At 58.0% G+C, this 25,720-nt stretch carries 24 protein-coding genes; 11 read left to right on the top strand and 13 right to left on the bottom strand.

The features are described 5' to 3' along the window. Positions 1-10 precede the first annotated feature (10 nt). The 4 genes from B0B09_RS17425 to B0B09_RS17410 all read right to left on the bottom strand — a co-directional run bounded on the left by B0B09_RS17425 (position 11) and on the right by B0B09_RS17410 (position 5,056). Positions 11-1,192, bottom strand: coding sequence for an acyl-CoA dehydrogenase family protein (locus B0B09_RS17425; protein WP_076661141.1), 1,182 nt, complete (start codon positions 1,190-1,192; stop codon positions 11-13). A gap of 183 nt (positions 1,193-1,375) precedes the next feature. Beyond that, positions 1,376-2,395: an AraC family transcriptional regulator gene (locus B0B09_RS17420; RefSeq protein WP_076661140.1), complete on the bottom strand. Its 1,020-nt coding sequence runs from the start codon at positions 2,393-2,395 to the stop codon at positions 1,376-1,378. An 85-nt stretch (positions 2,396-2,480) separates the two neighbouring features. Beyond that, on the bottom strand, positions 2,481-3,395 hold the full coding sequence (locus B0B09_RS17415; RefSeq protein ID WP_076661139.1) for an AEC family transporter: 915 nt from the start codon (positions 3,393-3,395) through the stop codon (positions 2,481-2,483). 131 nt (positions 3,396-3,526) lie between these two features. After that, positions 3,527-5,056, bottom strand: coding sequence for a fused MFS/spermidine synthase (locus B0B09_RS17410; protein ID WP_242654497.1), 1,530 nt, complete (start codon positions 5,054-5,056; stop codon positions 3,527-3,529). A gap of 196 nt (positions 5,057-5,252) precedes the next feature. Between B0B09_RS17410 and B0B09_RS17405 the strand changes: the two genes are divergently transcribed. Both B0B09_RS17405 and B0B09_RS17400 read left to right on the top strand, forming a co-directional pair. Beyond that, positions 5,253-5,612: a hypothetical protein gene (locus B0B09_RS17405; protein WP_076661138.1), complete on the top strand. Its 360-nt coding sequence runs from the start codon at positions 5,253-5,255 to the stop codon at positions 5,610-5,612. Position 5,613: 1 nt separating this feature from the next. Beyond that, complete coding sequence (locus B0B09_RS17400) at positions 5,614-6,570, top strand: 1-phosphofructokinase family hexose kinase (protein ID WP_076661137.1); 957 nt, start codon at positions 5,614-5,616, stop codon at positions 6,568-6,570. On the opposite strand, the gene ppsA is transcribed toward B0B09_RS17400, so the two are convergent. The 4 genes from ppsA to B0B09_RS17380 form a co-directional block, all read right to left on the bottom strand. After that, a complete protein-coding gene (gene ppsA / locus B0B09_RS17395; protein ID WP_076661193.1) occupies positions 6,567-8,945 on the bottom strand; it encodes a phosphoenolpyruvate synthase in 2,379 nt (792 codons plus the stop codon). The two genes, B0B09_RS17400 and ppsA, sit on opposite strands and share 4 nt — an antisense overlap. A 142-nt stretch (positions 8,946-9,087) precedes the next feature. Continuing rightward, a complete protein-coding gene (locus B0B09_RS17390) occupies positions 9,088-9,456 on the bottom strand; it encodes a hypothetical protein (protein WP_076661136.1) in 369 nt (122 codons plus the stop codon). Between the two features lie 218 nt (positions 9,457-9,674). After that, entirely contained in the window at positions 9,675-9,929 is a 255-nt protein-coding gene (locus tag B0B09_RS17385) for a GlsB/YeaQ/YmgE family stress response membrane protein (RefSeq protein WP_076661192.1), read from the bottom strand. 636 nt (positions 9,930-10,565) lie between these two features. Further along, complete coding sequence (locus B0B09_RS17380) at positions 10,566-10,832, bottom strand: hypothetical protein (RefSeq protein ID WP_055296007.1); 267 nt, start codon at positions 10,830-10,832, stop codon at positions 10,566-10,568. A gap of 294 nt (positions 10,833-11,126) precedes the next feature. On the opposite strand from B0B09_RS17380, the gene B0B09_RS17375 reads away from it, so the two are divergent. Together B0B09_RS17375 and B0B09_RS17370 are read left to right on the top strand one after the other, a co-directional pair. Then, complete coding sequence (locus B0B09_RS17375) at positions 11,127-12,083, top strand: helix-turn-helix domain-containing protein (protein ID WP_084190891.1); 957 nt, start codon at positions 11,127-11,129, stop codon at positions 12,081-12,083. A 156-nt stretch (positions 12,084-12,239) separates the two neighbouring features. Then, positions 12,240-12,926: a hypothetical protein gene (locus tag B0B09_RS17370; protein WP_242654496.1), complete on the top strand. Its 687-nt coding sequence runs from the start codon at positions 12,240-12,242 to the stop codon at positions 12,924-12,926. A gap of 741 nt (positions 12,927-13,667) precedes the next feature. On the opposite strand, the gene cynS is transcribed toward B0B09_RS17370, so the two are convergent. The 4 genes from cynS to B0B09_RS17350 are packed head-to-tail and all read right to left on the bottom strand — an operon-like array spanning position 13,668 to position 17,283. After that, positions 13,668-14,135 carry a cyanase gene (gene cynS / locus B0B09_RS17365; protein WP_242654494.1) on the bottom strand — a complete coding sequence of 156 codons (468 nt, stop codon included), beginning with the start codon at positions 14,133-14,135 and terminating at the stop codon, positions 13,668-13,670. 17 nt (positions 14,136-14,152) lie between these two features. Then, a complete protein-coding gene (locus tag B0B09_RS17360; protein ID WP_076661133.1) occupies positions 14,153-15,052 on the bottom strand; it encodes an ABC transporter ATP-binding protein in 900 nt (299 codons plus the stop codon). A gap of 9 nt (positions 15,053-15,061) precedes the next feature. Next, a complete protein-coding gene (ntrB, locus tag B0B09_RS17355) occupies positions 15,062-15,895 on the bottom strand; it encodes a nitrate ABC transporter permease (protein ID WP_055296012.1) in 834 nt (277 codons plus the stop codon). A 5-nt stretch (positions 15,896-15,900) separates the two neighbouring features. Further along, positions 15,901-17,283 (bottom strand): CmpA/NrtA family ABC transporter substrate-binding protein, encoded by a 1,383-nt coding sequence (locus tag B0B09_RS17350; protein ID WP_055296013.1) that lies wholly within the window; start codon positions 17,281-17,283, stop codon positions 15,901-15,903. Positions 17,284-17,486: 203 nt separating this feature from the next. Here B0B09_RS17350 and B0B09_RS17345 point away from each other — a divergent pair, with 203 nt between their 5' ends. The 3 genes from B0B09_RS17345 to B0B09_RS17335 all read left to right on the top strand — a co-directional run bounded on the left by B0B09_RS17345 (position 17,487) and on the right by B0B09_RS17335 (position 20,483). Further along, entirely contained in the window at positions 17,487-19,334 is a 1,848-nt protein-coding gene (locus tag B0B09_RS17345) for a sigma-54 interaction domain-containing protein (protein WP_076661132.1), read from the top strand. 66 nt (positions 19,335-19,400) lie between these two features. Continuing rightward, positions 19,401-20,003, top strand: coding sequence for a hypothetical protein (locus tag B0B09_RS17340; protein ID WP_242654492.1), 603 nt, complete (start codon positions 19,401-19,403; stop codon positions 20,001-20,003). A 156-nt stretch (positions 20,004-20,159) separates the two neighbouring features. Then, a complete protein-coding gene (locus B0B09_RS17335) occupies positions 20,160-20,483 on the top strand; it encodes a hypothetical protein (RefSeq protein ID WP_055296015.1) in 324 nt (107 codons plus the stop codon). On the opposite strand, the gene B0B09_RS17330 is transcribed toward B0B09_RS17335, so the two are convergent. Continuing rightward, positions 20,440-20,868 (bottom strand): low molecular weight protein-tyrosine-phosphatase, encoded by a 429-nt coding sequence (locus B0B09_RS17330; RefSeq protein ID WP_076661131.1) that lies wholly within the window; start codon positions 20,866-20,868, stop codon positions 20,440-20,442. The two genes, B0B09_RS17335 and B0B09_RS17330, sit on opposite strands and share 44 nt — an antisense overlap. Positions 20,869-20,974: 106 nt before the next feature. On the opposite strand from B0B09_RS17330, the gene B0B09_RS17325 reads away from it, so the two are divergent. The 4 genes from B0B09_RS17325 (at position 20,975) to hrpB (ending at position 25,702) form a co-directional block, all read left to right on the top strand. Next, complete coding sequence (locus B0B09_RS17325; RefSeq protein ID WP_076661130.1) at positions 20,975-21,646, top strand: NAD-dependent deacylase; 672 nt, start codon at positions 20,975-20,977, stop codon at positions 21,644-21,646. Between the two features lie 39 nt (positions 21,647-21,685). Then, positions 21,686-22,711, top strand: a complete 1,026-nt coding sequence (gene meaB / locus B0B09_RS17320; protein WP_076661129.1) for a methylmalonyl Co-A mutase-associated GTPase MeaB — start codon at positions 21,686-21,688, stop codon at positions 22,709-22,711. Between the two features lie 153 nt (positions 22,712-22,864). Then, complete coding sequence (gene rpmB / locus B0B09_RS17315) at positions 22,865-23,149, top strand: 50S ribosomal protein L28 (RefSeq protein ID WP_076661128.1); 285 nt, start codon at positions 22,865-22,867, stop codon at positions 23,147-23,149. Positions 23,150-23,296: 147 nt separating this feature from the next. Then, positions 23,297-25,702 (top strand): ATP-dependent helicase HrpB, encoded by a 2,406-nt coding sequence (hrpB, locus tag B0B09_RS17310; protein ID WP_076661127.1) that lies wholly within the window; start codon positions 23,297-23,299, stop codon positions 25,700-25,702. Positions 25,703-25,720 lie beyond the last annotated feature (18 nt).

The following is a 25,720-nucleotide window of genomic DNA, read 5'->3' as shown; positions in this document are numbered from 1 at the left end:
GCATGGCGATTTAGCTGCCAGTCTCACCAAACCCTTTGGGCACCGGCAAATCTGGCAAAGTCGCCGCGCGTTTTTGCAAGGCGCGCCCGATGACGACGCGGCTGATCTCTGTCGTGCCATCCACGATCCGCAGCATCTGGGCAAGACGCGACAGACGGTCAAGGCCGTAGGGCGCCAACAATCCCATGCCACCCAAGACCTGCGTGCAGGTATTTGCAGCCTTAAGCGCGGCATCCGGCACGAAACGCTTGGCATGGGCCGCCATCAGGGGGCCCTCGGGCGTGCCCAGTGCTTCTGCGGCTTTGCGATAGAGAAGACGCGAGACTTCAAGGTCCGTCGCGACCTCTCCAAGCATCCACTGAATACCGTCAAGTTCAAGGTTCTTGCCGCCAAACATCTTGCGGTTCTTGGCATAGGACAAGGCTGTATCAAGTGCCGCTTGCATCAACCCACAGCACCCTGACGCGATCGAGACGCGCGCGATATCAATCGCCATAAGCGAGCCCTGCAAGCCCTGTCCGATAGGCAGGATGATGTTGTCCTCACTCACCACAACCTTGTCCAAATACATCTCGGACATGGGCAGGAAATTGTAGGATGGTGTCTCGTACATCGGCCCGAAACGCAGACCCGGCGCATCGGCAGGGATAGCGATCATCGCCATGTCCTTGTGGCCGGGCGCATCACTGGTTTTGACAACCGTGAAATAGATGTCAGCCTCTGTCGCAAGACTGACCCAGGCCTTCGCACCGCTGATCGTCCATGTTCCGTCTGTGTTGATGGTCGCACGGGTGTACATCTGCATGGGGTCAGACCCTGACTGCGGTTCGGTCAATGCAAAATTCGCCAGCTTGCGCCCTGATGTCAGATCCCGCGCCCATTTCTGCTTGAAGGCGTCCGTGCCATACCCGCAGCCTGCAAAGGTACAGATATTATGCATCGAAACCGCAAAGGCGTAGGCCCCGTCACCAAGCCCCAATTGTTCGTAGACCTGAATGCCCTCGGACAGCGGCAAACCCTGCCCGCCAAACTCTTCGGGCGCATAAAGCCCCGTCAGCCCCGCAGCCCCCGCCCTGTCCGAGGCATCACGCGGCCATTTCTTTGCGGCGTTCCATGCATCCACATTGGGCAGGATCACCTGTTCAGCGTGGTCCTTGGCAGCTTGCAGAATGGCGGTGAGTTTCTCTGTCATGGGAGCGTCCTTCATATCAGCGCTATCTGAAATCGCCATATCCCGCAGCTCGGCAAATCGATACCCGCATGCACGACGCTGCTTCAGACTACTTATCTATAAAGGTTTGTATCGCGCCCTGTAGGCTGCCTCTATCTCATGAGATGACATATGATTATCAAAAACTGACAAAATATCTGCCTGTCAGACTTGCGTGCGGCGATAGGCGCTCGGCGTGCTGCCTGTCCACCGCAGAAAGGCCCGATGGAAATTTGCTGCCGATGAAAAACCGACATCCTGCGCGATTGCCTGAATGCTTTTGCGGCCCGCCTGCAAATCACGGATCGCGATATCGCGGCGCAAGGCGTCCTTGATCGACTGGAAAGAGGTCCCATCCGCGTCCAGCCTGCGCATCAGGGTGCGCGGCGTCATATGCATCGCGCGGGCCGCATCGCTCAATGTGGCATTGGCCCAGTCTGTCTGGCTCAGATAGGTGCGGACACGCAGCGATTGCGTATGTTCCCGCGAACTTGTGAAAATCCAGTCGCGCGGGGCATTCTGAAGAAAGCGGTCCAGATCGGTAGTGCTGCGTGGTTCAACCGCCCCCAGCAAATGCAGATCGAAAGCGATTGATGTGGCTGGTTGTGCAAACCGCAGCGGGGCCGGAAAGATAATGGCGTAATCCTGATCGTACTCCGGCCGCGCAAAGGCGAAATCCACACGCTTGACGGGCACCTCATGCCCCGCAAGCCAGGACAAAAGGCCATGGGCAAGTTTGAGGATCAGCATATGACCAAAGGGTTGCGGCGGCACCGGCTGTTGCGGGGTCAGCGAGAGCAGCAACGTGTCACCCCTTTCGGTCAGATCCCATTGGTAGTCATCCAACAGCAGGTTCCAGAACGTCGCAAACCGATAGAGCGCCGACGGAATGCTGGTGGCCTCGCGGACCGATGTCAGCAGATGTTGCAACGCTCTGGGACGGATCGGCCTGCTCCAAAGCCCCATCATTTCATCACCGGTCTCAACCGCGGCAAGCTGGTACAGGCGCACAATCTGATCAAGCGTCACACGGCCATAGGGCAGCGTATCATCGGCAACCAACCCCGCACGCTGCATCAAAGACTGCATCTGCGCATCCGTACAAAGCGGACGCAAGGCCACCAGCCAATCCTGAATGAACTGGCGTGACACAGTCGAAAGGGGCGTGGGTGCTGCAGTATTCATAGCCAGACCGTATATGTCACTGAACGTTCCCGCAAAGAAAGGATCACGTCATATCATCACGCAGCCTGTCACCGGTTCTTGCGGCCTAGTTGAGCGACAGCACAGCCTGCCCGATCATCAGCGTCACAGGCAAGGTCAGGAAGCTCAGCAAGGTCTGCGTGGTAATCATGGCCGCCATCAAGGACGCATCACCGCGCATTTCGCGCGCCAGCGTGTAGCTGGCAACCCCGACAGGAAGGGCTGCAAAAATCAGGGCGACCTGAAAGACCAAGGGATCAGGCGCAAGCACCCAAGCCGCAAGAATGACGGCCAAAGGGTTGATCAGCAACTTGCCAGCCATCGACAGCCCGATGATCACGACAGACCCGCTCAATCCGCGCAGTTTCAGATTGGCCCCGACACAGAGCAGCATGATCGGCAATGCGGCGTCACCCAGAATGCGGGCAATCTCGTGCAGGACAGGCACTTCATTCAGACCTGCAAAGTTGAAGAGCGCCCCTGCGACGATGCTCAGGATCAGTGGGTTTTTCACCAGCCCCAGAACGATTGACTTGCCCCCGCCGCCCAGCTGCCGCGCCATGATGGTCACAACGGTGACGTTGACGACAGGCACCAAAAGCGCGGACCCCAGCACGGCGATCTGCAAACCCGGCGTGCCAAAAAGCGCCTCGGCGATGGCCAGACCGATAAAGGTGTTGAAACGCGCACTGCCCTGCAAAAGGGAACTGGCTTGGGGCGGCGCGAAGCTGCGCCCGAACAGCCATCCACAAAAGATCGCCGAAAAGAAGCCTGCATAGAGCAGAACCGCATAGTCCCCCAAACCACCACTCAGATCAGCCGCCGAGATTTTCGCAAAGAACAGCGCAGGCATCAAAACCCAATAGACCAGACGGTCATTGAGGTTCCAGAACTCGGTCGAGGGGATACCGCCACGCCGCAAGCCGTAGCCCATCAGGATCAGGGCAAAAACCGGCGCAATGGCCAAAAATGTGATCAGCATGTCATGGAACCTTTATCGGGCGTGCCCCTCTGTTAGGTAACAAGGTCGGGCGATGCAACACAGGCCACCGCATGCTGGCGTTTTTGGTGGAAACTGCACTTCGGCACCAGCTGCAGTTGTTGCGCAGGCACTCAGTCCACGGCAGGGTCAAATCCCATCAGAAAAGCAAGCGGCGCGTGGTCGTCCGTCAGGATTTTCGGGTTCCGTTGCCCCAGAATATTGTCCACGAAGGCGCCATCCAGCACCTGAAAGCGTTTTGAATCCGGGGCCAGCGCATCCACTGTGGAAAAGGCGCTATCCTGTGCACTGGCAAGCAAGATAAACACACGGCGTTGCCCCGGCTCCGGGGCGACAGCTTTGGTCCAGATCTCGACGCTTGGAAAGACACTGCGCAACGTCGCGTGGACGGCGGCAAGCGCATACATACGATCAACATTGTCGATCATATTCATCGCAAAGACGCCTTGCGGCGCCAACCGGCTTGCCACCAGTTCGAAAAATTCCTGTGTCACCAGATGCGCGGGTGCTGCAATATCGGTGAACGCATCACCGACAATGACATCGAACCGTTGGGTACTTCTGTTCAACGCAACGCGTGCGTCACCGTGCAAAATGGTGGCCGTTGCGGGATCAAACCAGAAATTTTCAACCGCGATCTCTGTGACCGCAGGATCGACTTCAGCGATTGTAATGTCCCCGATCCCCCGCGCCGCCCAAGCGCGCGGGACAGAATAGGTGCCACCACCGATATGAAACGATGAGAAATCTGTCCGGCCCATCCGCATCCGTGGCAAAGCATCAAGCATGGCTGCATGTTCCGTGAACATAGTCCGCGGCTCTGCTCTGCCGCTGATGCCATGCGCCAGATGATCGACCACCATCAGGTTCACCGGATCGTCGGGGTTGTCCGACAAAGCAACAGTCCGGATACAGTAATAGCTGCTTTCACGGTCGCAGACGGCAGGCATGGTCAGTGCGCCATATCCGGTTGCAAAGGCAATCACGATCCCGCCAAGGGCGGCTGCCTGCCCGCATGGCAACAGATTGCCAAGCCTGAAACAGATCAGCGCCGCAACCACATAGACCACAGTGATCACGACAAGGGTCATCACCGATCCGATCCACGGGACAAACAAGAAGCCCGCAAGAAGCGTGCCCGCAATTGCACCAACCGCACCCGCGGCGAACATGGCCCCCAAGGCCTGTTCGGCCTGCGCACGCCCGCGCATCGCTGCAACCGTCAGGATCGGCGCAGGGACACCGGCAAAAAGTGACGGAAGAAAGAATGCCAAGGCGCTTAACGCGGTGATTGCCGCCATGGGATGCACGAATGTTGCAATCACAGGTCCTGCAAAGGCGCGCAGCAGCAATGTTGCCCCTGCGGTGGTAAGGGCCGCGGCCAACATGATCCACCCCGCCATGCGCAACGCCTGCGCGGTGTCACGCGCGGCAATCCGGCCACCCCACCAATGGCCAACAGAAAACCCCGCCAGCACGACGGCAATAATGGCTGTCCACGTATAAAGGCTCATCCCGACGTAAGGCGCAATCATGCGCCCCGCGACGATCTCGACCACGAGACTGGACGCAGAAATTCCGGCTTGCAGAAAGATAAGAAGCCAAAGCGATAGCAGCTTTGGAGGGTCTTGGGTCTTGATCAATGTGACAGGGTCCTTTGGTTAGCAAACCATCGCTGGCCGATGCATATCGCGCAAGAGCAAATGACTGGCGAAGACCGGCCTTTGCGCTGCCCTTTGTTATCCAGATCGGCTGTGCGCAATTGACCGAGATCAAATGCGGTCGTCGCAAGCGTTGGTAGAGATAGTCAACACGCCGACCCACCTAGGAGGACACGCGATGAAAGACCCTGAACTGGACATCCTGATTAAGGAACTCGAAACCACGCGCGACATGAGTATTGCCAGCTTTGACGGGGTTCTTCATGCCTTGGCTTACCTGCTGGCCCAGACCACCCTGCCCAGCGCCGAAAACCTGAGCAAGACCGATGCAGCGATGCTGATTGCGGATGAGGCCTATCCCAACTGGTCCATTCATATCCGTGGGCGTACAAATGACCGTGACGGCCACTGGCACTGCACCCTGCGCGAAAATGACAGCCGCGACAGCGATGCCGCCATCGGTATCGGGCGATCACCGGTTCTTGCGCAGGCTGTTCTGGCCGCTTTAATGAGGTTGGCCATGGCGCAAAAAGCCTAGGATGCGCCCACAGGCCGACATTCTGACGATTACACTCAACCCTGCAGTGGATGTGGCAACGCATGTGCAAGCGGTCATTGCAGGGCCCAAGCTGCGTTGTGCGGCACCGCGCTACGATCCGGGCGGCGGGGGTGTCAATGTGACCCGCGCCGTGCAGAAACTGGGCGGCGCGGCTCGGGCACTTGTCGCCGTCGGTGGCCCGATGGGGCAGCGGCTTGTCAATCTTTTGGCCGCCGAAGGGGTCCCTGCCCTGCCTATCGTCGTCAGCGGCGAAACGCGGCAGAGCTTTGCTGTCACTGACGACGCGACGGGCGCGCAGTATCGCTTTGGCGTTCCGGGAGAGCACCTGACCGCACAGGATGCTGACCGCCTGATGACCGAAATCGCAGCCCACACCACCCTCGACAGCTATGTTGTGATCAGCGGCAGCGTCGCGCCCGGTCTGCCAGAAGATATGCAAAGCCGGATCATTGCCATCGCTGAGGAAAAAAACGCCCGCGTTGTGGTCGATACCTCGAGCCGGGCACTGGACAGGCTTATTGGCGCCCCCACAACGCCCGTCTATCTGCTGCGCGTCGACCAATCAGAAGCAGCCGAGGCGGCCAAGCATCCGATGGATACGGTTGCCGACAGCGTGGCCTTTGCCGCCGATCTGGTTGCGCGGGGTGTGGCCGACATGATTGTCACAGGTCGTGGCGCCGAAGGTTCGGTTCTCGTGTCCCGTGACCAGCGCTTCTTTTGTCATGCGCCCACAGTCACCGTGCGTAGTAAAATCGGCGCGGGCGATGCGTTTGTGGGGGCTATGACATTGACACTCGCGCGCGGCGGCACCGCAGACGAAGCGCTGAGATGGGGCGTTGCGGCAGCCAGCGCCACAGTCAGCACCGAGGCCACTGCGCTTTGCGATCTGCCCCACGCACAGGCCTGTTATGACCAATGCCGCATTGAAGTTCTCTAGCTCCTCTCAGCTTCGGCCACATTGCGCAAGACCTGTACAAAGCTGTCCGGCGTCACCGAAATACTGTCGATCCCGAACCCGACCAGACGCTGCGCATAAGCCGGATCATTGCTAGGGGCCTGTCCGCAGAACCCCACTTTCTTGCCTGCTTTATGCGCTTCGCGGATCACGGTTTCGATCATCCATAGCACTGCCGGATCATCTTCTCGGAACAGGTTTGCCAGCGCGTCTGAATCGCGGTCGATCCCCAGCGTCAGTTGGGTCAAGTCATTCGATCCGATAGAAAAGCCGTCAAAGCGTTCCGCAAATTCCGCCGCGCGCACCACATTGGCGGGAATTTCGCACATCACGTAAACCTGCAAGCCGTCCTTGCCCCGCTCCAGACCGTTGTCCTGCATCACAGCCAGCACATTATCGGCCTCTTGCGGAGTGCGGCAGAAGGGGATCATCACGATCACATTCTCAAAACCCATCTGCCCGCGCAGCCGCGCAATCGCCTGACATTCCAGAGCGAAACCGGCGCGGTAATGGTCCGAGTAATAGCGCGATGCGCCACGGAACCCGATCATCGGGTTCTCTTCATGCGGTTCGAAATCACGCCCACCCAGAAGGTCGGCGTATTCGTTGGTCTTGAAATCGCTCATCCGCACGATCACCGGCTTGGGATAGCAAAACGCGGCAATCCGCGACAATCCGCGCGAGAGTTGATCGACAAAATACGCAGGCTTGCTGTCGTAACCTTTGGTCAGCGCATCAATCTTGTCGCGGGCCTCTGTATCCTTGACCGCATCGAACGCCAGCAGTGCCATCGGATGCACCTTGACCGCGCTGTTGATGACAAACTCCATCCGCGCGAGCCCCACCCCATCGACAGGCAATCGCCACCAGCGCAAGGCCGCTGCGGGATTGGCAAGGTTCAGCATGACCTTGGTTTTGATATCAGGCAGTGCGTCCAGCGTTTCCTCGGTCACAGTGATCTTGGACAAACCTGCCGTGACAACGCCCTCCTGGCCCCCTGCACAGGACACGGTCACATCCTGCCCGTCATGCAACAGATGCGTAGCGTCACCACAGCCCACAACGGCCGGCAGCCCGAGTTCACGGCTGACAATCGCCGCATGCGAGGTGCGCCCGCCATGGTCCGTCACGATCGCAGCGGCGCGTTTCATGATGGGCACCCAGTCGGGATCCGTGGTGGAGGTGACCAGCACAGAGCCATCTACGAAATTCGCGATATCAGCGGCACTTTCGATCATGCACACGCGGCCGTTCACTGCGGCATTCCCGACGCTCAGCCCGGTGACGAGCGTTTCGCCCGCATCCGCCACCGTATAGGATTTCAGTGACCCGACATCCGCCCGTGACTGCACCGTCTCGGGCCGCGCCTGCACGATATAAAGTGTGCCGGTCTTGCCATCGCGCGCCCACTCCATATCCATCGGGCAACCATAGTGCTCTTCAATGATCTTCGCCTGCCGCGCGAGGGTCAGAATCTCGGGATCACTCAGCACGAACCGTCCGCGTTCCGCCTTTGAGGTGGGCACATTGCGGGGGGTGCCATCGCGGTCATGGATCATTTTGATCTCTTTGGCACCAAGGGTTTTTTCCAGAATGGGCACTTTGGTTTCATCATCCAGAAACGGCTTGTACACCTCGTACTCATCGGGATCGACAGCCCCTTGCACGACGTTCTCGCCAAGACCCCAGGCGGCATTGATCAGGACAGCGTCGGGAAAGCCTGATTCCGTATCAATCGAAAACATCACGCCGGATCCGCCGGTGTCCGCGCGCACCATCTGCTGCACGCCCACAGACAGTGCCACCTGCGTGTGCGAAAAGCCCTGTATCTGACGATAGGAAATCGCGCGATCCGTAAAGAGCGATGCATAGCATTTGCGACACGCCTCAAGCAGAGCCGCAGCGCCGGTCACATTCAGGAAGGTTTCCTGCTGGCCGGCGAAACTCGCATCCGGCAGATCCTCGGCCGTTGCGCTGGAACGTACAGCGACGGGGATATCGGGTTCGCCAGCGGAGTCGGACAGCGCGCGATAGGCGTCCACGATCTGCGTTGCCGTTTCTTCGGGCCACGCGCCATGCAGGATCATGTCACGAAGCTGTTGACCTGTCTTCTGCAAGGTCGCCTTGCCGCTGGCCAGCGCGTCGAGCGCCACCGCGATCCGCGCATCCAGATCATTGGCCGTCAAATAGGCCCGAAACGCATCCGCCGTCGTCGCAAACCCTGGTGGTACAAGAATGCCCTTCGCACCAAGGGTCTGGATCATTTCACCCAAAGAGGCGTTCTTGCCACCTACAATATCGACATCGCCGCGCCGCAGTTGCGCGAAATTCACAACAAGGGGTTTTCCTTCGGCCATCACGTCGTCCTCCATATGCTTTGGAAGACTGTGACGCGGCAAAAACCTTAGATCATGATATAGGTCAATTCAGGCGGCACCACTTGCACAGAACAATTGTAAGGCAATGCGCGAGGTGCCGCGCCAAAGAACGCAACCGTGCTCAAGCGCCAGATTGGCTCTGGTTTTCATTCTGGTTTTGGTTCTGATTTTGGTTCTGGTTGCCCCCATTTGGATCATCGGGATCAACTGGATCAACGATCACCCCAACACCATCGCTATCCACGTCTTGCGCGATACGCGGGACAACACCTGCGGTTTGCCCGTTGTTCAGGACATCACACAAAGGCAGGTCTTCTGTATAAACGCCACCAATCGGAACATTGCCCGGACGACAAGACGGATTGCCAAGTTTGTCGAATGTCGGCTCGGCATAGATCACCATGGCGACAGGTTCGGGTCGCGGTGCGCAGGCACCCAGCACGATCATCGCGCCGACACCCACGCCGGTGAACAGATTGAATTTTGTCATGTGATTTCCTTTTACGCTTCATTCGCTTTTACGCACAGCACGAAACATCGACCATCGCGGTACGCGACGGCGATCAGTTTGAAGGTTGCTGCACGATGAAAATAGCACCGCTGCTTTGCGCCGGATTGATATCCATCAACACCAAAGTACCGGATGAGGAGCGCGGGCCCTGTCGCCGTCGCCATGCCGACATGAAACTGCCCTTTGCAGGCAGGCGCTCAGGCGCGCTTTACCAGCCGGATAAGGAACAAGAGAATGACGGCGCCAAGTGTGGCGTGGATGATACTTCCGATCAAACCGCCACCTAAGCCGAGGCCGATTACAGGAAAAATCAGCCCTGCAACAAAAGCACCCAAAACACCTACGAGAATATTGCCCAGCAATCCAAAGCCGAACCCACGGATCAGTTGCCCAGCCAACCACCCCGCGATTGCGCCGATGATGATTATGACAAGAATGCTCTGAATGCCCATTTTGCTATGCTCCCAATTCCAACCGCAGGATCGCGCTGCAAACATGGTAGCATAGTTCCTGGCAAATACGTTTGCCATTCTTCGCAGGGATTTACCCAGCTTGATCCATCCACTCCCGACAAGAAGTGCGTAACGCGTTGACGATCGCGACATGTTCTCAGGGCACAGCTATAATGGACCCTTGTCTGGGCCTTAGAGAACACACCCGATTGATGTATGATTTTTCATACATCACTGTATGAAAAATATACCCATGTCGTTAGAAATTTAGAGAATTGTTTTGAACCTCAAGACAGGCGAAAAAAATGATGCCGGACACGCTATGTTTGTGGTCGGTGGGTAGTGAGTGGGTGTAGTGAGTATTCGCATCCAATCGATGTGTTTCACGAGTAACTGTTTGTGTCGTCGTGCATCTGTTTGATTTGACGGTGTCTGTTGGTGTGTGAGGCCACTGGCGCCGTCAATCAACAAGTTACAGTAAAGATTATCTAGTTTCCGGTTGGTTTGGCGATAGCCGCTTCTTTAGTATTTTAGAACAGTGCTTGTTACGAGCGCTGTTCTATTTTGTTGAGCAACAGCAAAGCAGAGTTTCCCTTTCAGGACGCAGCTTAGACAGTAATCTTGTGAAAAACGGGATCAGGCGGCAGCAGAAGACGCCAGATCAATGGCGCGAGAAAGCGCCTCGTTCGGACAATGAAATGATACGCTCGCTGCGCAAACCTGCCGTTTGCCGGGCCCGACCTGAAAGAGCCCCGAATAATACGCGCCATCGGCCATCTTGGTCGCACAAGGAACCCATTGGCCACCTGGGCCTTCAACCTTCTTTCCGATCAGTACATTGACAGATCCGGGCGGCGGGCTCGAAAGCGTGGTCGTATAATCAATCAAATTGGCGACAGGCATGGCAACTCCTTTAGCTGCCTCAAGTTTTCAAACCAAAATGGCCAAAGGATGGCGACACTAGGGATTTTGATCGCTGTCGTGTCGTATTCCTGCATGAACCGAAGGGCATTCCCGCTATGGTTTACAGGGGTGTCGCCTTTCACCCTGGAAAGTGTGCTCAAGAAATGCGCTCCGCACTTCAAACGAGGCGTTCTTCTCGAAAAAGCTATATTTTGGTCCTCATTTGTACACCGTTGCAAGCCAAACATTGGCACAATTGTTAGTATCTATTGATTTGTTGCATCTCGATTTACAATGAGAGCCGGAGGGACCTTGAACCAATCGAAGAACAACACTGGCGTTACGGTCGACATGCTACGTGCATTCGTTTGCTTGAGCAGACACTTGAATCTGTCCAAAGCAAGCGATGAACTTGGCACAACCCGCCAGACTGTCCGACGGCATATCACCGATCTTGAGGTGATAATGCAGCAAAAGTTGTTCGAGGTCGTCGACCGCCAATATCAACTGACGTCTTTTGCGACTGAAGCTCTGGACAAGGCGAAAACCCTTCTGTTGGAGTTGGACACATGGTCTGGACAGTCTGTCTTGAAGAAAAGCACCTCGGGCGGACTTGAGAAGCTTCAGTTCACGGATTCCGCAGGACGGGTCTATTACTCTCAGCAACACCCCGTCTCTCAAATTGCAATGAATGGTCTGCCATTGCTCAAAAAGACCTTTGCTGCGTGGGGGAAAGCACAAACGCAAATTGAACATGAAGCAATGGAAGAAATTAAGCCTTATACGGTCCTGTACCGCAAGGGGCCGGCTGGTTGGGTCTTTGTGCATATTGGCAAGGAATCTGCCTACGCGCGCTGGTTTGGAGCCAGAGTATCGCAAAGCGCGATCGGCAAACTTATCACCGAAGATGATGCCGGTGACGAATATGACGAATTCACCGCAGGCGCTTATTCCCGCATCTATGATGAAGGTGGGGTGCGGCTTGACCACATCCTTGCCCACCTGCCAAAGGACGGCGGAGAACCGGAACCGGGCACCTTCCAGAGACTGCTACTTGGTGGCGTTTTTCCGGATGGAACGCCGGGATTGATCATTCTTGCGGTCATTACCGAACAAGTCGAGATTGATGCGGTTTCAGATACCGACCGCCCCAAAATGCCCGCAGATTTTATTATGGATGCGCTACCCGACCATCCGTCGGCAGTGACTCAATTGCCACAACCACGCAAAGCGTCACACTCGACATTGTGACGCGGCACCAAAAACGACTACATAGTATCAAGCCGTAAAGGCACTGTGTTGCGAAAAGCGCAACGATAAATCGAGAGGCAGGATATGTCGGCGCGGAGCATTTTTGGCACGGTTCAAAACGTGTCGGTTATCTTACGAGATCTTGAAGACTCTGGAATGCGCATTGAGGTTGGGGACGATTTCGCCCTTTACCGCTATTACCGCAGCACTTGCGTGGACAGGGGGGACATGTCGCCGCTCTTTGACACGGCATGTTCCTTTATTGATGCAACGAACGGCTTCTGGATTTGCGGCTTCAACGAACTTGACCAGCTGGTCCATACGCAAGCTGTACGCTTGCTCGATCTTCCAGGCATTTCGCTGGGCAAGCATCTGGACATGCATCGCCACAAATACATCGTCCCCGACACAACCCCCGATCCTGATCTGACGTTTTTTCAAGGTCCCGAGGCGCTCAAAACGGTGACAGGTTCGGTAGGCTATTGTGGTGATTTCTGGTTGCCCTCACATGGCCTCGGTGGGCCACGCAGCCATGGTGCGACCAGTCTGTTGTCCCGCCTTCTCTTTGAAATCCTGCAGCAGGCATGGTCGCCTGACTTTGTTTTCGCCTTTGTCCCAAGGTATCTTGCCGCCAAAGGCGCGCACCTGCGGTATGGCTACACACATTGTGAACCGGGCGCATGGGTCGGACCAGACAAGCAGATCACGAATGAAGAATACCTGATCTGGATGAACGCCAGTGACATTAAGGGCGTCCTTTCACGCGACGTCCAGTCGATCCGCAAAGCCGCGCATGTGGCGTCGATGCGCGCGCCTCTGACTTCGATCGATTCTACGGGGTAGGTCTGCGACGCGCGCCAGATCGGCTTCGACGGCACACGTGATCGCAACTCATTCCCATGTAAAACCACAACTCATTACAAAGCAAAAGACGCTGCCTCTTCCGGGGCAGCGTCTCGCTGTGAGTAGTAACGAGTGGGAGTAACCATGCTTAATACGATGTCATGAAGACTGCCGCTCGATTGCGGCAAAAGTTGGATGAAAGCGTGGCGTTTTTAGCCGTGACACGCAGCAAGAAATCCGCGCAGGTTGCATGCTACCTCTGCCAGCACCCGACAATTCATGAATTTTTGCGGCGCAAGCCACTGAAATGAAACATATACGCAGCGCGACAGGCTTACTCGGCCTCTTTCACCACTGCGGTGACAGCCCTTGACACAAACTTGCTTCCGTTCATGGGCTTGGCAAAAAACAGATCGCAGAATCGTCACATTCGTGCGCCTCGTTCACAAAGGTAGGCTTGCGCGCATCACGGTAGACCCAAGAGATTCGTTTCTTTGGTGGTATCGGTTAGAATAGTTGCCGCAGGGTGAGAACGATAGCATTCGGTGGCCTGAGGGCTATCGATCATGTTGAGGTGACACGGCGAGCCCATCGCGCAGCCGACAGGTGAAACAGCCTTTGACATAAACAACGGAATGCTGCGGTTGGTCGGGCAGACCAAAGCAATTGACGCTATCATCGTGAACGTTTCCCGAACGGGACAGGGTGGCACGGCAAGTTGGACCTGCCGCGCCAAATCGCTTACCAGCTGTTATAGCCAAGATACTTACCCGACATTTCAACCTTCACGCGGTCGCCTTTGGGGTTTTCCTCGCGGGTGACGGACATGTTGAAATCAATCGCGGACATAATGCCGTCACCGAATTTTTCCTGAATCAGCGCCTTCAGGGTCGGGCCGTAGACACCAACAATCTCATAAAACCGGTAGATGCAGGGGTCAGTCGGCACCGCTTGCTCCCAGATCTTTGTTGGGCTCTCTACCAGCACGGATTCCGCCTCTTGCGGCAGGCCCATCACGCTCACCATCAGCTTGGCCTTGTCAGCCGGGAAAGCATTCATCCCCATCGCTGCGGAATGGGTCCAGACAGGTGACATCCCGATCTTTTCGGCGATTTGTTCCCATGTCAGACCGGCTGTTTTCTTGGCCGACAGGATCATGGCGGTGACATCTTCTTTGGTCATCATTTCGGTCATGGTGAGGTCTTTCATTGTTGCTCCTCCGGTGGTTATTCGTTGACGGCCCGCAGCGCAGGCGGCGCGTTTTCTGGTTCTTCAGGTTCGGTCTTATCGATCCGTACCGGATCAGGGCGATTGCTGCCCCCTCCGGTCTTCTGGCCTGCCATTTCCTTGGACCGCTTGCCAAGGAAGGTGACCAGATGGTTGCGGATCGCATAGTAGTTGGGATGCTCGATGATCTCGGTCCGGTTGCGCGGACGCGGGATCGTGATCTCCACACTCTCGGCGACACGGGCATAGGGACCGTTCGTCATCAGCAGAATGCGGTCCGCCAGCAGGATCGCCTCGTCGATATCATGGGTGATCATGAATACGGTCTGTTCCGTCCCGCTCCAGATTTTCAACAGCTCATCCTGGATCGTGCCGCGTGTCAGCGCATCAAGCGCGCCAAAAGGTTCGTCCAGCAACAAAAGCTTGGGGTGATTGGCAAAAGCGCGCGCAATCGACACACGCTGGCGCATCCCGCCCGAAAGCTGGCTGGGCTTGCGGTGGATCACATCACCCTCAAGCCCCACCATCGCAAGGTACTTGGTTGAATGCTCAATTACCTGCGCCTTGGACCATTCCGGGTGCCGCGCAGAGACGCCAAAAGTGACATTCTTGAGGGTCGAAAGCCACGGCAACAGGGAATAGTTCTGGAACACAACACCGCGGTCAAGGCTGGGGCCCTTCACCTCGGTCCCGTCCATGATGACCACACCGGATGTCGGGTCAGACAGACCTGCAAGGATATTCATGATCGTGGATTTGCCACAGCCAGAGTGGCCAAGGATCACGACAAACTCGCCCTTCTCGACACCAAAGGTGGCATCCTCAAAGACTGTCAGTTCCCCGCCCGCGCCATCGGGATAGCGTTGTGTCAGGTTCTCGACGCTTAGAAACGGTTTCATATCTTGGTCCTATTCAGCGTAAGAAACGGCGCGCTGGACAAAGCCGAGGGCTGCATCAAGCCCCATGCCCACGACGCCAATCATCAGGATGGAAAAGATCACAGAGGTCAGATCGAGGTTGTTCCACTCGTTCCAGACGTAGTAACCAATGCCGGTTCCCCCCACGAGCATCTCAGCCGCCACAATCACCAGCCATGCGATGCCGATGGAAATGCGCATCCCGGTCAGGATCGTCGGCGCTGCGGCAGGCAGGATCACGGTAAACGCGGTTTTGAGCGGGTTCAGCTCATGTGTCCGGGCCACGTTGACCCAATCCTCGCGCACACCGGCCACGCCGAAGGCTGTGTTGATCAGCATCGGCCAGATCGAACAGATGAAGATCACAAAGATCGCACTTGCCTCGCTATCCTGGATCACGAAAAGCGCAAGCGGCATCCATGCCAAGGGCGAAATCGGGCGCAACACCTGAATGAAGGGGTTCAGCGCCTTGTAGGCGAGCGGTGACATCCCGATCAGAAAGCCCAGCGGAATGGCAATGACAGCAGCAAGCGCATAGCCCACCAGCACACGGTAGATCGAATAGCCGATCTGGATGCCAATCCCTTTGTCGTTGGGACCAGCATCATAGAAAGGATCACTGAGCTGTTCCCAAGCCTTGGCGATCACCTGACTGGGCGGTGGCACACCGGCTTTGGGCTGGCCACCCCCTGTCAGAAGTTCATATTCCGTCAATTCGCCTACCGCCTTTTGTGCGGGAATGGCGGCCTCCCAGATCAGGAGGCCGACAATCAGCAGAGTGAGCGACAGGATAGCTGCACGAAAGTTCAGTGAGCTGATGGGCATTTGCCTTAGCCTTTCTTGATCGCAAAGCTATCGACGTAGGCTTCGGGTTCATTGTAATCGAACGTCTTGCCCATGATGGTGTGCGACTTGTAGGTCACGTCGGGTGCCTCATAACCGAGGTCCTCCATGACTTTCTTACAGTCGGCGGCCAGATAAACCTGCTCTGCCACAGCTTTGTAGTCCACATCACCCTCGATATAGCCCCAGCGCTTCATCTGCGTCAGGATCCACACGCCCATCGAATGCCATGGGAAGGGGTCGAAATCGATCCGGTCAGGCACGCGCTGCACCTCGCCCAGACCGTCCGCGTAGGTGCCGGTCAGCACCTGCTCGATGACAGTCACGGGCTGGTTGAGATAGTTGGTCGGCGCAATCGCCTCGGAAATCTCTTTGCGGTTCTCGGCGGCCGACGCGTATTGTGTTGCGTCGATGATCGACTTGAGCAGTGCGCCATAGGTGTTGGGCAATTCCTGCGCAAATGACAGCGGCGCGGCAAATGCACAGCATGGGTGGCCTTCCCAGATCTCTTTGGTCAGCAGATGGATAAAGCCGATGCCTTCAAACACAGCACGCTGGTTGAACGGATCAGGCGACAGATAGCCGTCAAGGTTGCCCGCACGCAGGTTTGCAACCATCTCGGGCGGCGGCACAACACGGATCTGGATGTCGACATCAGGGTCCAGACCGAATTCGGCAACATAGTAGCGCAGCAGGAAGTTGTGCATCGAGTATTCAAACGGCACACCGAAGGTAAAGCCCTTCCACTGTGTCGGATCGCGCTTATCAAGGTGCTCGTTGGACAGAACAATCGCCTGCCCGTTGATGTTTTCAACGGCGGGCATGATGTAGGGTTCCGCAATCGACCCCGCACCCAGCGTCATCGCCAGCGGCATTGGTGTCAGCATGTGGCTGGCGTCATATTCGCCGTTCAGCGATTTGTCGCGTGCCACGGCCCAGCCCGCCGTCTTGATCACTTGCGCGTTCAAACCGTAGCGTTCGTAAAAGCCCAGAGGCTGCGCCATGATGATCGGCGTCGCACAGGTGATCGGCACAAATCCGATGTTCAGGTCTGTCTTCTCGGGTGGCCCGAGATTGTCGAGGATAGCCGCCTTCGCCTGATCCATCGGGAACACCGACGCCAGCGCGGCGGCCATCGTGGTGCCGCCCATCATGCCCATAAAGGACCGGCGGCCGATATCGCTCTGGCCAAAAACCGACCGCACAATCGCGCTTTCAACGGCACGTTCCAGCATGCCCTCGCTCGTGCTCAGGTCGGGGCCACCCTGTTTTTCTACCGCTGAGGTCACGCAACCGGCGCACCCGCAATCGACGCCATGGCGCAGGTCGGTTTCGGATGAATAGGGATTTCCAAGGCTTTTTACTGTCATTCTCGTCACTCCTGTCAAACTTTGGAATGATACTGACGCAGAACTAGGTGACACTGAAAGCGAGGGGCGACAAAAAGTTAATTCTATATTTTATATTTATAACAATATGTTAAGGTAGTTTCCCACAATCACAGAATTACGATTTATCGTAAATTACGACTTTTCGTATTGCCACATGACCCGATGTCCGCTTCGATTGGAAAATGAACATTCAAGACCGCACCCCTGATTCCCGTCTTGCCGGCGCATTCGGCGCAACGCTGATCCTTGATCTCGACACAGACGAGATTCTGGCCGCCACTCCGCAGGCCCATGCGCTGCTCAAAGACCCGTCTTTGGTCGGCTCACGCTTTTCCAATCTCGTGGCAGATGATGTGCCGCACATGATCCTGTTTGTTGATGAAGTCATCTACCGCGGAGAGGCATGGACACGGCGCATTATTTTACGCACCCGCGAAAATGACCGCATAAATTGCGAAATCAACGGCCGCTCTGACGGCAAGACACTCACGCTGCAGATCACCGATCTTGCAGCCCTCGAGCGCCGCGCCGAGGCGGTACAGGCGGCAAGCATGTATAACGGTGGTATTCTGGAATGGCAGCGCGCACAGGCATTCTTTTCCGAACTCGAACGGCAAAACCAGCTGATCCTGAATGCGGCGGGCGAAGGGATCTACGGGGTCAACGCCGACGGCAAGACAACTTTTGTAAATCGTGCGGCGCAGGAAATGCTGGGCTGGACGGATGAAGACCTTCTTGGCGAAGACATCCACACCAAAATCCACCACCACCACCTAGATGGTGAGGTTTACCCGTCGCATGAATGCCCGATCTACCAATCCTTCCGCTATGAGCAGGTCAACCGCATCGAGGATGAGGTGTTCTGGCGCAAGGATGGCAAGCCCATCCGCGTCGAATACGTCTCAACCCCGATCTACGAGGGCCAGCGGCTGGCCGGTGCTGTGGTCATCTTCCGCGATATCACCGAACGCTGGGAAAACGAACGCAAGCTGCGCGAAGCGATGGATCAGGTCGCCGCACTGCGCGACCGGCTCGAACAGGAAAACGCCTATCTGCAAGAGGCGATCAGCATCGAACGCGCGCACCATGATGTTGTCGGCCAATCCCCTGCGATCCAGCAAATCCTGCAACGGGTCGAAATGGTGTCGCGCACGCAGGCCAATGTGCTGATTACCGGCGAAAGCGGCACTGGCAAAGCCATGGTCGCCTCGGCCATCCATAACGACAGCGACAGGCGCAGGCGGCCCCTGATCCACTTCAAATGCGGCTCGGTCACGCCCGATATGTTCGAAAGTGAACTCTTCGGCCATGTGCGCGGTGCCTTCACAGGCGCATTACGCGACAAACCCGGCAAGCTGGAACTGGCCCATGGCGGCACGCTTTTCCTTGATGAAGTGGCCGATATCCCGCTGGAGCAACAAGGCCAACTGCTCGACGCGCTGCAAAATCGCAGGGTTACGCGATTGGGCGACGACCGCGCGCGCAGTCTTGAACTACGGGTCGTCGCCTCGACCAGCCGGAACCTTGACCGCGAGGTGCAAGCCGGACGGATGCGACCGGAACTCGTGTTCTTTCTCAACGTTTTTCCGATCCACTGCACGCCCCTGCGCGAACGCCCCGATGATATCCCGCTGCTGGCCGCACATTTCCTCAATCTCGTGTGCAAAAGGCTCAGCCGCACGCCTCCCATCATCACCGAAGGGACAATCCGCACCCTGCAACAATACGACTGGCCCGGAAACGTGCGTGAGTTGGCCAATGTGATCGAGCGCGGCGCGATTGTGTCGCAAGGAGGCAAGCTGGTGGTTGATATCCACCCCGACGCGGCCCCCGCCACACGCAAGATCACGACACTGCTGAGCGAGGCGGATATCGAGCAAATCCGCGTGGCCAATACGATTGCCTGCCTGCAGGAAACCAACGGTCGCGTGTCAGGCCCCAACGGGGCGGCGGCGCTTTTGGGCGTCAAACCAACAACGCTCTATTCGCGGATCAAGACGCTTGGTCTGTCACCCGACGACTGGGCCTAGAAAAACATACCCACCGCAAAATTCGTGATAGGGGTCATTGCAACGCGCAAACATATCGGACCCCAGATGACATCCCCACTTATGAAATTCGGCAAGCCCCGTACCGTCATTGCACTTACTGTCGTACTGGCTGTCGCGGTTGGCGGCATCGCTTTATGGCGCACGAATACCTTCTACTTGTTGTCACACCACATGGCTGGCGGCGGGCACATGCACGGTGCCGACGGGACGGGACATGATGAGGTGAACATGCCGGGCCTGCGCGGCCGAAACGCGACACCCGAAGAAAGCAACGAACTTGCGGTTCTGTTCCGCAATTTTGAAACCATCACGCGCGAAGTTACCAATCTGCCAAACGGGATCACAACAGTGACACGCTCTTCGGATCCAGAAGTGATGGATCAGCTGGTAAGCCATGTCGTTGGTATGATCGCCCGCGTCGAAAACAAGGACGACCCCGAGATCCTGATCCAAAGCGGCACGCTGGATATCTTTTTTGCGCGCGGCGACGAAATCGACACCGATATAGCCGTCACTGACGATGGCATTGTAGTGATGCAGACAGCACTGGACCCCAAACTTGTCGCCGCCCTGCATGAACACGCAGCCGAGGTGACCGCAATGTCCGACCGCGGCATGGCTGCAGTCCATGAGATGATGATGCAGTAGCCCCCTTTTGGCCCAACTGCATCGCCAGAAGACGCGGTGCTGTGCCGCATCGCGAAAATGGATCGTTGCTTTGCACCCTGCATCGGCTAAATTGCACCCGAGACGCGAACATGGATCACCCGGGGCAAACCCGGGGGCCGGGCAGAGGATTGGCAAATGCGGTATTTCTTGATGGCAGGTGCATTGGCATCAGTGGCAGCTTGTGGCGGCGGCAGCCGTGGCGCAACCGGTGACATCTCGCGCGCTTGCCTTGATGCGGACCGTCGCGCGGCGTCACCTGCATTGTGTTCATGCATCCAACAAGTGGCCAACCAATCGCTCTCGGGCAGCGATCAGGCGCGCGTGGTCGGCTTTTTCGCGGACCCGCAACTGGCACAGGATACCCGCCAGTCCGACCGCCCCGGTGATGAAAACTTCTGGGTGCGCTACCGCGCGTTCACAGATCTTGCCGGCGAGATATGTCAGCCAGTAGACGCTTAGCGGCGCGCTCGATCATCGCCAGCGCCCCATCAAAATCCCGCGTGTAGTAGGGATCGGGCACATCATTATCGGCCAGACACTGGACAGGAGTCGCGTTGCCTTTGGGTCTCAGCCGTTCGATATCGGCCTTGTTCTGGCGGTCCATCGCAACGATCAGGTCAAAATTTTCAAAATCCCTGCGCGTGAACTGCCGCGCCCGTAATCCGCTCAGGTCATACCCCCGCGTATGTGCGGCCTCTTGCATCGGCCCGTAAGGGGCATCACCCACATGCCACCCTCCCGTGCCCGCGCTATCCAGCGTCAGATGCGGTGCGAGCTTGCGCATCACCCCTTCGGCAGCAGGTGAACGGCAGATATTACCTAGACAAACAAAAACAATCCGCATTCCTAACCCCTTGTAATGCATCAAGCCTAGCAAACCGAAAACACGGCGACCAGAAAGTTGGGTAAAACACTTGCCGCACCGGCCAATTCGCGCCCACACTCCGGACATGAAGATTGCAATTCTAACAGGCGCCGGCATCTCGGCGGAAAGCGGATTGGGCACGTTCCGCGATGTGGACGGGCTTTGGACGCAATACGATCTGAACGAGGTCGCAACTCCCGAAGGCTTCGCCCGCAACCCTGCGCTGGTGCATGATTTCTACAATGCACGGCGCGCCAATTGCGCCGAGGCGTCACCCAATGCAGCGCATGCGGCGCTTGCCGCCCTTGCCGCAAGCGCGCATGACGTGACCCTGATTACCCAGAACATTGATGATCTGCACCACCGTGCAGGTTCGCCGGATGTAATCCATATGCATGGGGAACTGATGCGCGCGCTTTGTGCGCAATGCGATGCCCGCTGGGACGCGCCCCTCGTCATGTCCACACAAGACCCCTGCCCCGCCTGCCGCGCAGAAGCCACACGCCCCGATGTCGTCTGGTTTGGCGAAATTCCCTATCACATGGACGCAATCGCCCACGCCGTTGCAACCGCTGATCTTTTTGTGGCCATTGGCACCTCGGCCGAAGTCTATCCCGCCGCCGGTCTGGTGGAACTGGCGCAGGGACAGACGCTCGAGATCAATCTGGAACCCTCGGCGCGGGCAAACGCATTTGACGCGCATCGCTTTGGGCCCGCCACACAGGCCGTGCCTGCATGGGTGGCAGAGCTGTGCTGAGGGCTGGACCTTTGGCCCCCACCGGATAAGAAAGGTGCCATGAGCAGGACGACTGATATCAAGGCCCTGGCCGAGGGCGTGCAGCGCGGTGACAGACGCGCACTGGCGCGCGCCATTACGCTGGTGGAAAGCGGCCGTGCGGACCACCGCGCCGATGCGTTGGCGTTACTCGAGACGCTGGGCACCGGAAAACAGGCCCTGCGGATCGGCCTCTCAGGCACCCCAGGTGTGGGCAAATCCACATTTATCGAAAGTTTCGGGCTCATGCTGACCGGTCTGGGCAAGCGCGTGGCAGTTCTGGCGGTTGATCCGTCTTCCGCACGTTCGGGCGGGTCGATTTTAGGTGATAAGACCCGCATGGACCATCTGGCCCGCGATCCAAACGCCTTTATTCGCCCCTCGCCCAGCCAGACCCAATTGGGCGGTGTCGCGCGGCGTTCACGCGAAGCGGTGGCACTCTGTGAAGCGGCTGGATTTGATGTCGTGCTGATCGAAACCGTGGGCGTCGGGCAATCCGAGACTGTCGTGGCACAGATGGCCGATCTTTTTGTGCTGCTGCTTGCCCCTGCGGGCGGGGACGAATTGCAAGGCGTCAAGCGTGGCATCATGGAAATGGCTGACCTGATCCTCGTAAACAAAGCCGATGGCGATCTGAAGCCGCAAGCGATGCGCACCTGCGCCGACTATGCGGGCGCGCTGCGCCTATTGCGCAAACGCATGCAGGACCCCGACGGATTTCCCAAAGCGCTCACGATTTCCGCGCTTGAAGTCGAGGGGCTAGAGGCTGCGTGGAAGGAAATGGAAACACTGATCCAGTGGCGGCGTGACAACAGCATCTGGACGGCCACGCGCGAGGCACAGGCGGCCTATTGGTTCGGCGAAGACGTCCGCAACGGCCTGCTGGATATGTTGCAAAATGATCCGCAAACCGCCGCCTGCATGAAGGCCGCCGAGGCGGACGTCAAAGCCGGCCGTACCCCGCCCACAGCCGCCGCGGAACAGGTCTTGGGGCCATTGCGTCTGCGGCTTGGTGGTGACGCGGGCAAAACGGGGTCAGAAACCTGACCCTTCACGCGGCAAAGCGGTTGACGGGATCAAGGAATCCGCCTATCTCGCGCTAATCTTATTCACGACCCTGCCGATGCGGGGTCCATAACCCGTATCACAGGATACCCCACCACCCGGGTGGCGGATGTCCAAAGAACAAGGATAACGCTCATGTCGCGCCGTTGCGAACTGACTGGAAAAGGCCCGATGTCTGGCAACAATGTCAGCCACGCCAAAAACCGTACCCGCCGCCGTTTTTTGCCAAACCTGCAGGACGTCACTTTGATGTCCGACGTGCTGGGCCGGTCTTTCAAACTGAAAATCTCCAACGCGGCACTGCGCACTGTTGATCACCGCGGTGGTCTGGACGCATTCATGGCAAAAGCCAAAGATGCAGAGCTTTCCGCTGATGCGCTGAAAATCAAGAAAGAGATCGCCAAGGCAACTGCAGCCTAAGCTGATCTTCCTTGAGACAGATTTGAACCCGGTCGTGCAAGCGGCCGGGTTTTTCTGTGTGACGTGGATTGAAACCAACCTTCCGGCATTGGACCGCAGCACCATGTAAGGTGGCGTCTTGATCCGCCTTATGGCAAAGCTTGCGGCATGACCGCCTTGCCGATTGATCCTGTCCTGCCCGAACTGATGGCGGCCCTTGCCGCCTCCGGCTGTGCCGTTCTGCAAGCGCCACCAGGGGCAGGCAAAACCACCCGCGTGCCATTGGCGATGCTTGAGGCAAAGCTCACCACCGGCAAGATCATCATGCTCGAACCCCGCCGCCTTGCCGCTCGCGCCGCGGCCGAGCGTCTGGCCGAAGGGTTGGGTGAGGCACCGGGCCAAACCGTCGGTTACCGTATGCGCGGCGATAGCAAAGCCGGCAGCAGGATCGAGGTCGTTACCGAAGGCATCCTGACCCGCATGATCCAGTCCGATCCTGAACTGACAGGCATCGGTGCCGTGATTTTTGACGAATTCCATGAACGCTCGCTGAATGCAGACCTTGGCCTTGCGCTCACATGGGAAAGCCGCAGCGTGCTGCGCCCCGACCTGATCGTGCTTGTCATGTCCGCAACGCTCGACGCGGCCCCCGTTGCCACAATGCTTGACGACGCCCCCGTGATCACCTCCGAAGGCCGCGCTTTTCCCGTCACCACACATTTCCTTGATCGCTCCGTGCCGAAAACCCAAAGGCTGGAGCAAGCCACAGCCGATCTGGTTGCCACCGCCGTGGCCGAGACGCAAGGCGGCGTCCTTGTTTTCCTGCCGGGTGAAGGTGAAATCCGCCGGACCGCCGCCCTTTTGCAAGACCGCCTGCCCACCGACTGCACCATCCGCCCGCTCTATGGCGCGCTGCCCTTTGCCGAGCAACGCAAAGCGATAGCGCCGCTGAAAGAGGGCCGCAAAATTGTGCTGTCCACCTCGATCGCCGAAACCTCGCTCACCATCGAGGATATCCGCGTGGTCGTGGATGCTGGCCGCGCCCGCCGCGCGCGGTTTGATCCAAGCTCTGGCATGTCGCAGTTGGTCACTGAAAAAGTCAGCAAGGCCGAAGCCACCCAACGTGCAGGCCGCGCAGGCCGTGTGGCCCCCGGCGACGCCTATTGCCTGTGGACCAAGGGCGAACACGGCGCATTGCCCGCTTTCGCGCCTGCCGAAATCGAAGCTGCTGATCTCGCAGGCCTCGCGCTGGAACTGGCCGTCTGGGGCAGCGATGATCTGGCTTTCCTTACCCCCCCGCCGATAGGCGCATTGACCGAAGCCCGCGCCTTGCTGCGAAGTCTTGGTGCGCTGGACGGCGCGCACCGTATTACCCCACATGGGCGCGCACTCGCAGCCCTGCCCTTGCATCCGCGTCTGGCCCATATGCTGCAGATTGCAGGCAAGGCTGCAGCCCCACTTGCGGCCCTGCTGGCGGCGCGCGATCCGCTGCGCGGCGCGCCTGTTGATCTGGCGCTGCGCATCGCGTCACTGAAGGGGCGCTACGACGGGCCCGGCACCGCGCATCCCGCGGCACTGGCGCAAATCAAATCCGAAATCCCGCGCTTGTCTAAAGGCCTGCCCGACAAAGCCCCCCTCACGCTGGGCCAGCAAGCCGCCCTCGCCTACCCGGACCGCATCGGCCTGCGGCGCAAAGGCGATGACCCGCGCTATGTGCTGTCAGGTGGCAAAGGGGCTGTGCTCGACGCCGCCGACCCGATGGCGGGGGCGCGGCTGATCGTGGCCACCGATCTGGATGGCGACACGCGCGAGGCCCTTATCAGGCAGGCTGTCACGGTCACAGAACGCGAATTGCGCGACCTTTTTGCCGACCAGATCGCATGGACCGACATCTGCGAATGGTCCAAACGCGACCGCAAGGTCATGACCCGCCAGCAGGAACGGTTTGGCGCATTGGCACTGGATGACAGGCAGTGGTCGGATGCGCCGGATGAGGCCGTGGCAAAGGCCATGCTTGATGGTGTGCGCCAGCTTGGGCTACGCCCGTCGCCCGCGGCTGATCGCCTGCGCGCGCGCGTTGCTTTGGTAGAAGGCCTGCCAGCAATGGATGATGCAACGCTACTGAACACGCTGGAGGACTGGCTGCTCCCGCATCTGACTGCTGTGCGAAGCGCCGAGGACTGGAAACGCTTTGATATCCTGCCCGCCCTGCGTGCCATGCTGGACTGGGACCAGATGCAGCGGCTTGACCATGCAGCGCCCGCACATTTCGAAACGCCGCTGGGGCGCAAGATCCCGATTGACTACGACGGCGACGCCCCCGCAATCACCCTGCGCCTGCAAGAAATGTTCGGCGTCACCACGCACCCAACCGTCGGACGCACACCATTGAAAATCACCCTGCTGTCACCGGGGCAAAAGCCCGTGCAGGTCACACAGGATATCGTCGGCTTTTGGGCCAGCTCTTATGCTGATGTCAGGCGCGACATGCGTGGGCGCTATCCACGCCACCCATGGCCCGAGGACCCGACCGAAGCAGACCCCACCCTGCGCGCCAAACCCCGCGGCAGCTGACACCATTTGCGCATTGAT

Source organism: Yoonia rosea (assembly GCF_900156505.1).
In the GTDB taxonomy this organism is placed as follows: Bacteria; Pseudomonadota; Alphaproteobacteria; order Rhodobacterales; family Rhodobacteraceae; genus Yoonia; species Yoonia rosea.
This window is presented reverse-complemented; position numbering and strand designations above follow the sequence as displayed.

Bases quoted from the DNA above. Each gene is read 5' to 3' on its own strand.
- B0B09_RS17350 (WP_055296013.1), bottom strand. From the start codon at position 17,283: ATGACAGTAAAAAGCCTTGGAAATCCCTATTCATCCGAAACCGACCTG.
- B0B09_RS17415 (WP_076661139.1), bottom strand. From the start codon at position 3,395: ATGCTGATCACATTTTTGGCCATTGCGCCGGTTTTTGCCCTGATCCTG.
- B0B09_RS17375 (WP_084190891.1), top strand. From the start codon at position 11,127: ATGAGAGCCGGAGGGACCTTGAACCAATCGAAGAACAACACTGGCGTT.
- B0B09_RS17390 (WP_076661136.1), bottom strand. From the start codon at position 9,456: ATGACAAAATTCAATCTGTTCACCGGCGTGGGTGTCGGCGCGATGATC.
- B0B09_RS17380 (WP_055296007.1), bottom strand. From the start codon at position 10,832: ATGCCTGTCGCCAATTTGATTGATTATACGACCACGCTTTCGAGCCCG.
- B0B09_RS17345 (WP_076661132.1), top strand. From the start codon at position 17,487: ATGAACATTCAAGACCGCACCCCTGATTCCCGTCTTGCCGGCGCATTC.
- cynS (WP_242654494.1), bottom strand. From the start codon at position 14,135: ATGAAAGACCTCACCATGACCGAAATGATGACCAAAGAAGATGTCACC.
- B0B09_RS17385 (WP_076661192.1), bottom strand. From the start codon at position 9,929: ATGGGCATTCAGAGCATTCTTGTCATAATCATCATCGGCGCAATCGCG.
- B0B09_RS17425 (WP_076661141.1), bottom strand. From the start codon at position 1,192: ATGACAGAGAAACTCACCGCCATTCTGCAAGCTGCCAAGGACCACGCT.
- hrpB (WP_076661127.1), top strand. From the start codon at position 23,297: ATGACCGCCTTGCCGATTGATCCTGTCCTGCCCGAACTGATGGCGGCC.
- B0B09_RS17405 (WP_076661138.1), top strand. From the start codon at position 5,253: ATGAAAGACCCTGAACTGGACATCCTGATTAAGGAACTCGAAACCACG.
- B0B09_RS17335 (WP_055296015.1), top strand. From the start codon at position 20,160: ATGCGGTATTTCTTGATGGCAGGTGCATTGGCATCAGTGGCAGCTTGT.
- B0B09_RS17325 (WP_076661130.1), top strand. From the start codon at position 20,975: ATGAAGATTGCAATTCTAACAGGCGCCGGCATCTCGGCGGAAAGCGGA.
- B0B09_RS17360 (WP_076661133.1), bottom strand. From the start codon at position 15,052: ATGAAACCGTTTCTAAGCGTCGAGAACCTGACACAACGCTATCCCGAT.
- ntrB (WP_055296012.1), bottom strand. From the start codon at position 15,895: ATGCCCATCAGCTCACTGAACTTTCGTGCAGCTATCCTGTCGCTCACT.
- B0B09_RS17330 (WP_076661131.1), bottom strand. From the start codon at position 20,868: ATGCGGATTGTTTTTGTTTGTCTAGGTAATATCTGCCGTTCACCTGCT.
- ppsA (WP_076661193.1), bottom strand. From the start codon at position 8,945: ATGGCCGAAGGAAAACCCCTTGTTGTGAATTTCGCGCAACTGCGGCGC.
- B0B09_RS17370 (WP_242654496.1), top strand. From the start codon at position 12,240: ATGCGCATTGAGGTTGGGGACGATTTCGCCCTTTACCGCTATTACCGC.
- meaB (WP_076661129.1), top strand. From the start codon at position 21,686: ATGAGCAGGACGACTGATATCAAGGCCCTGGCCGAGGGCGTGCAGCGC.
- rpmB (WP_076661128.1), top strand. From the start codon at position 22,865: ATGTCGCGCCGTTGCGAACTGACTGGAAAAGGCCCGATGTCTGGCAAC.
- B0B09_RS17340 (WP_242654492.1), top strand. From the start codon at position 19,401: ATGACATCCCCACTTATGAAATTCGGCAAGCCCCGTACCGTCATTGCA.
- B0B09_RS17400 (WP_076661137.1), top strand. From the start codon at position 5,614: ATGCGCCCACAGGCCGACATTCTGACGATTACACTCAACCCTGCAGTG.
- B0B09_RS17420 (WP_076661140.1), bottom strand. From the start codon at position 2,395: ATGAATACTGCAGCACCCACGCCCCTTTCGACTGTGTCACGCCAGTTC.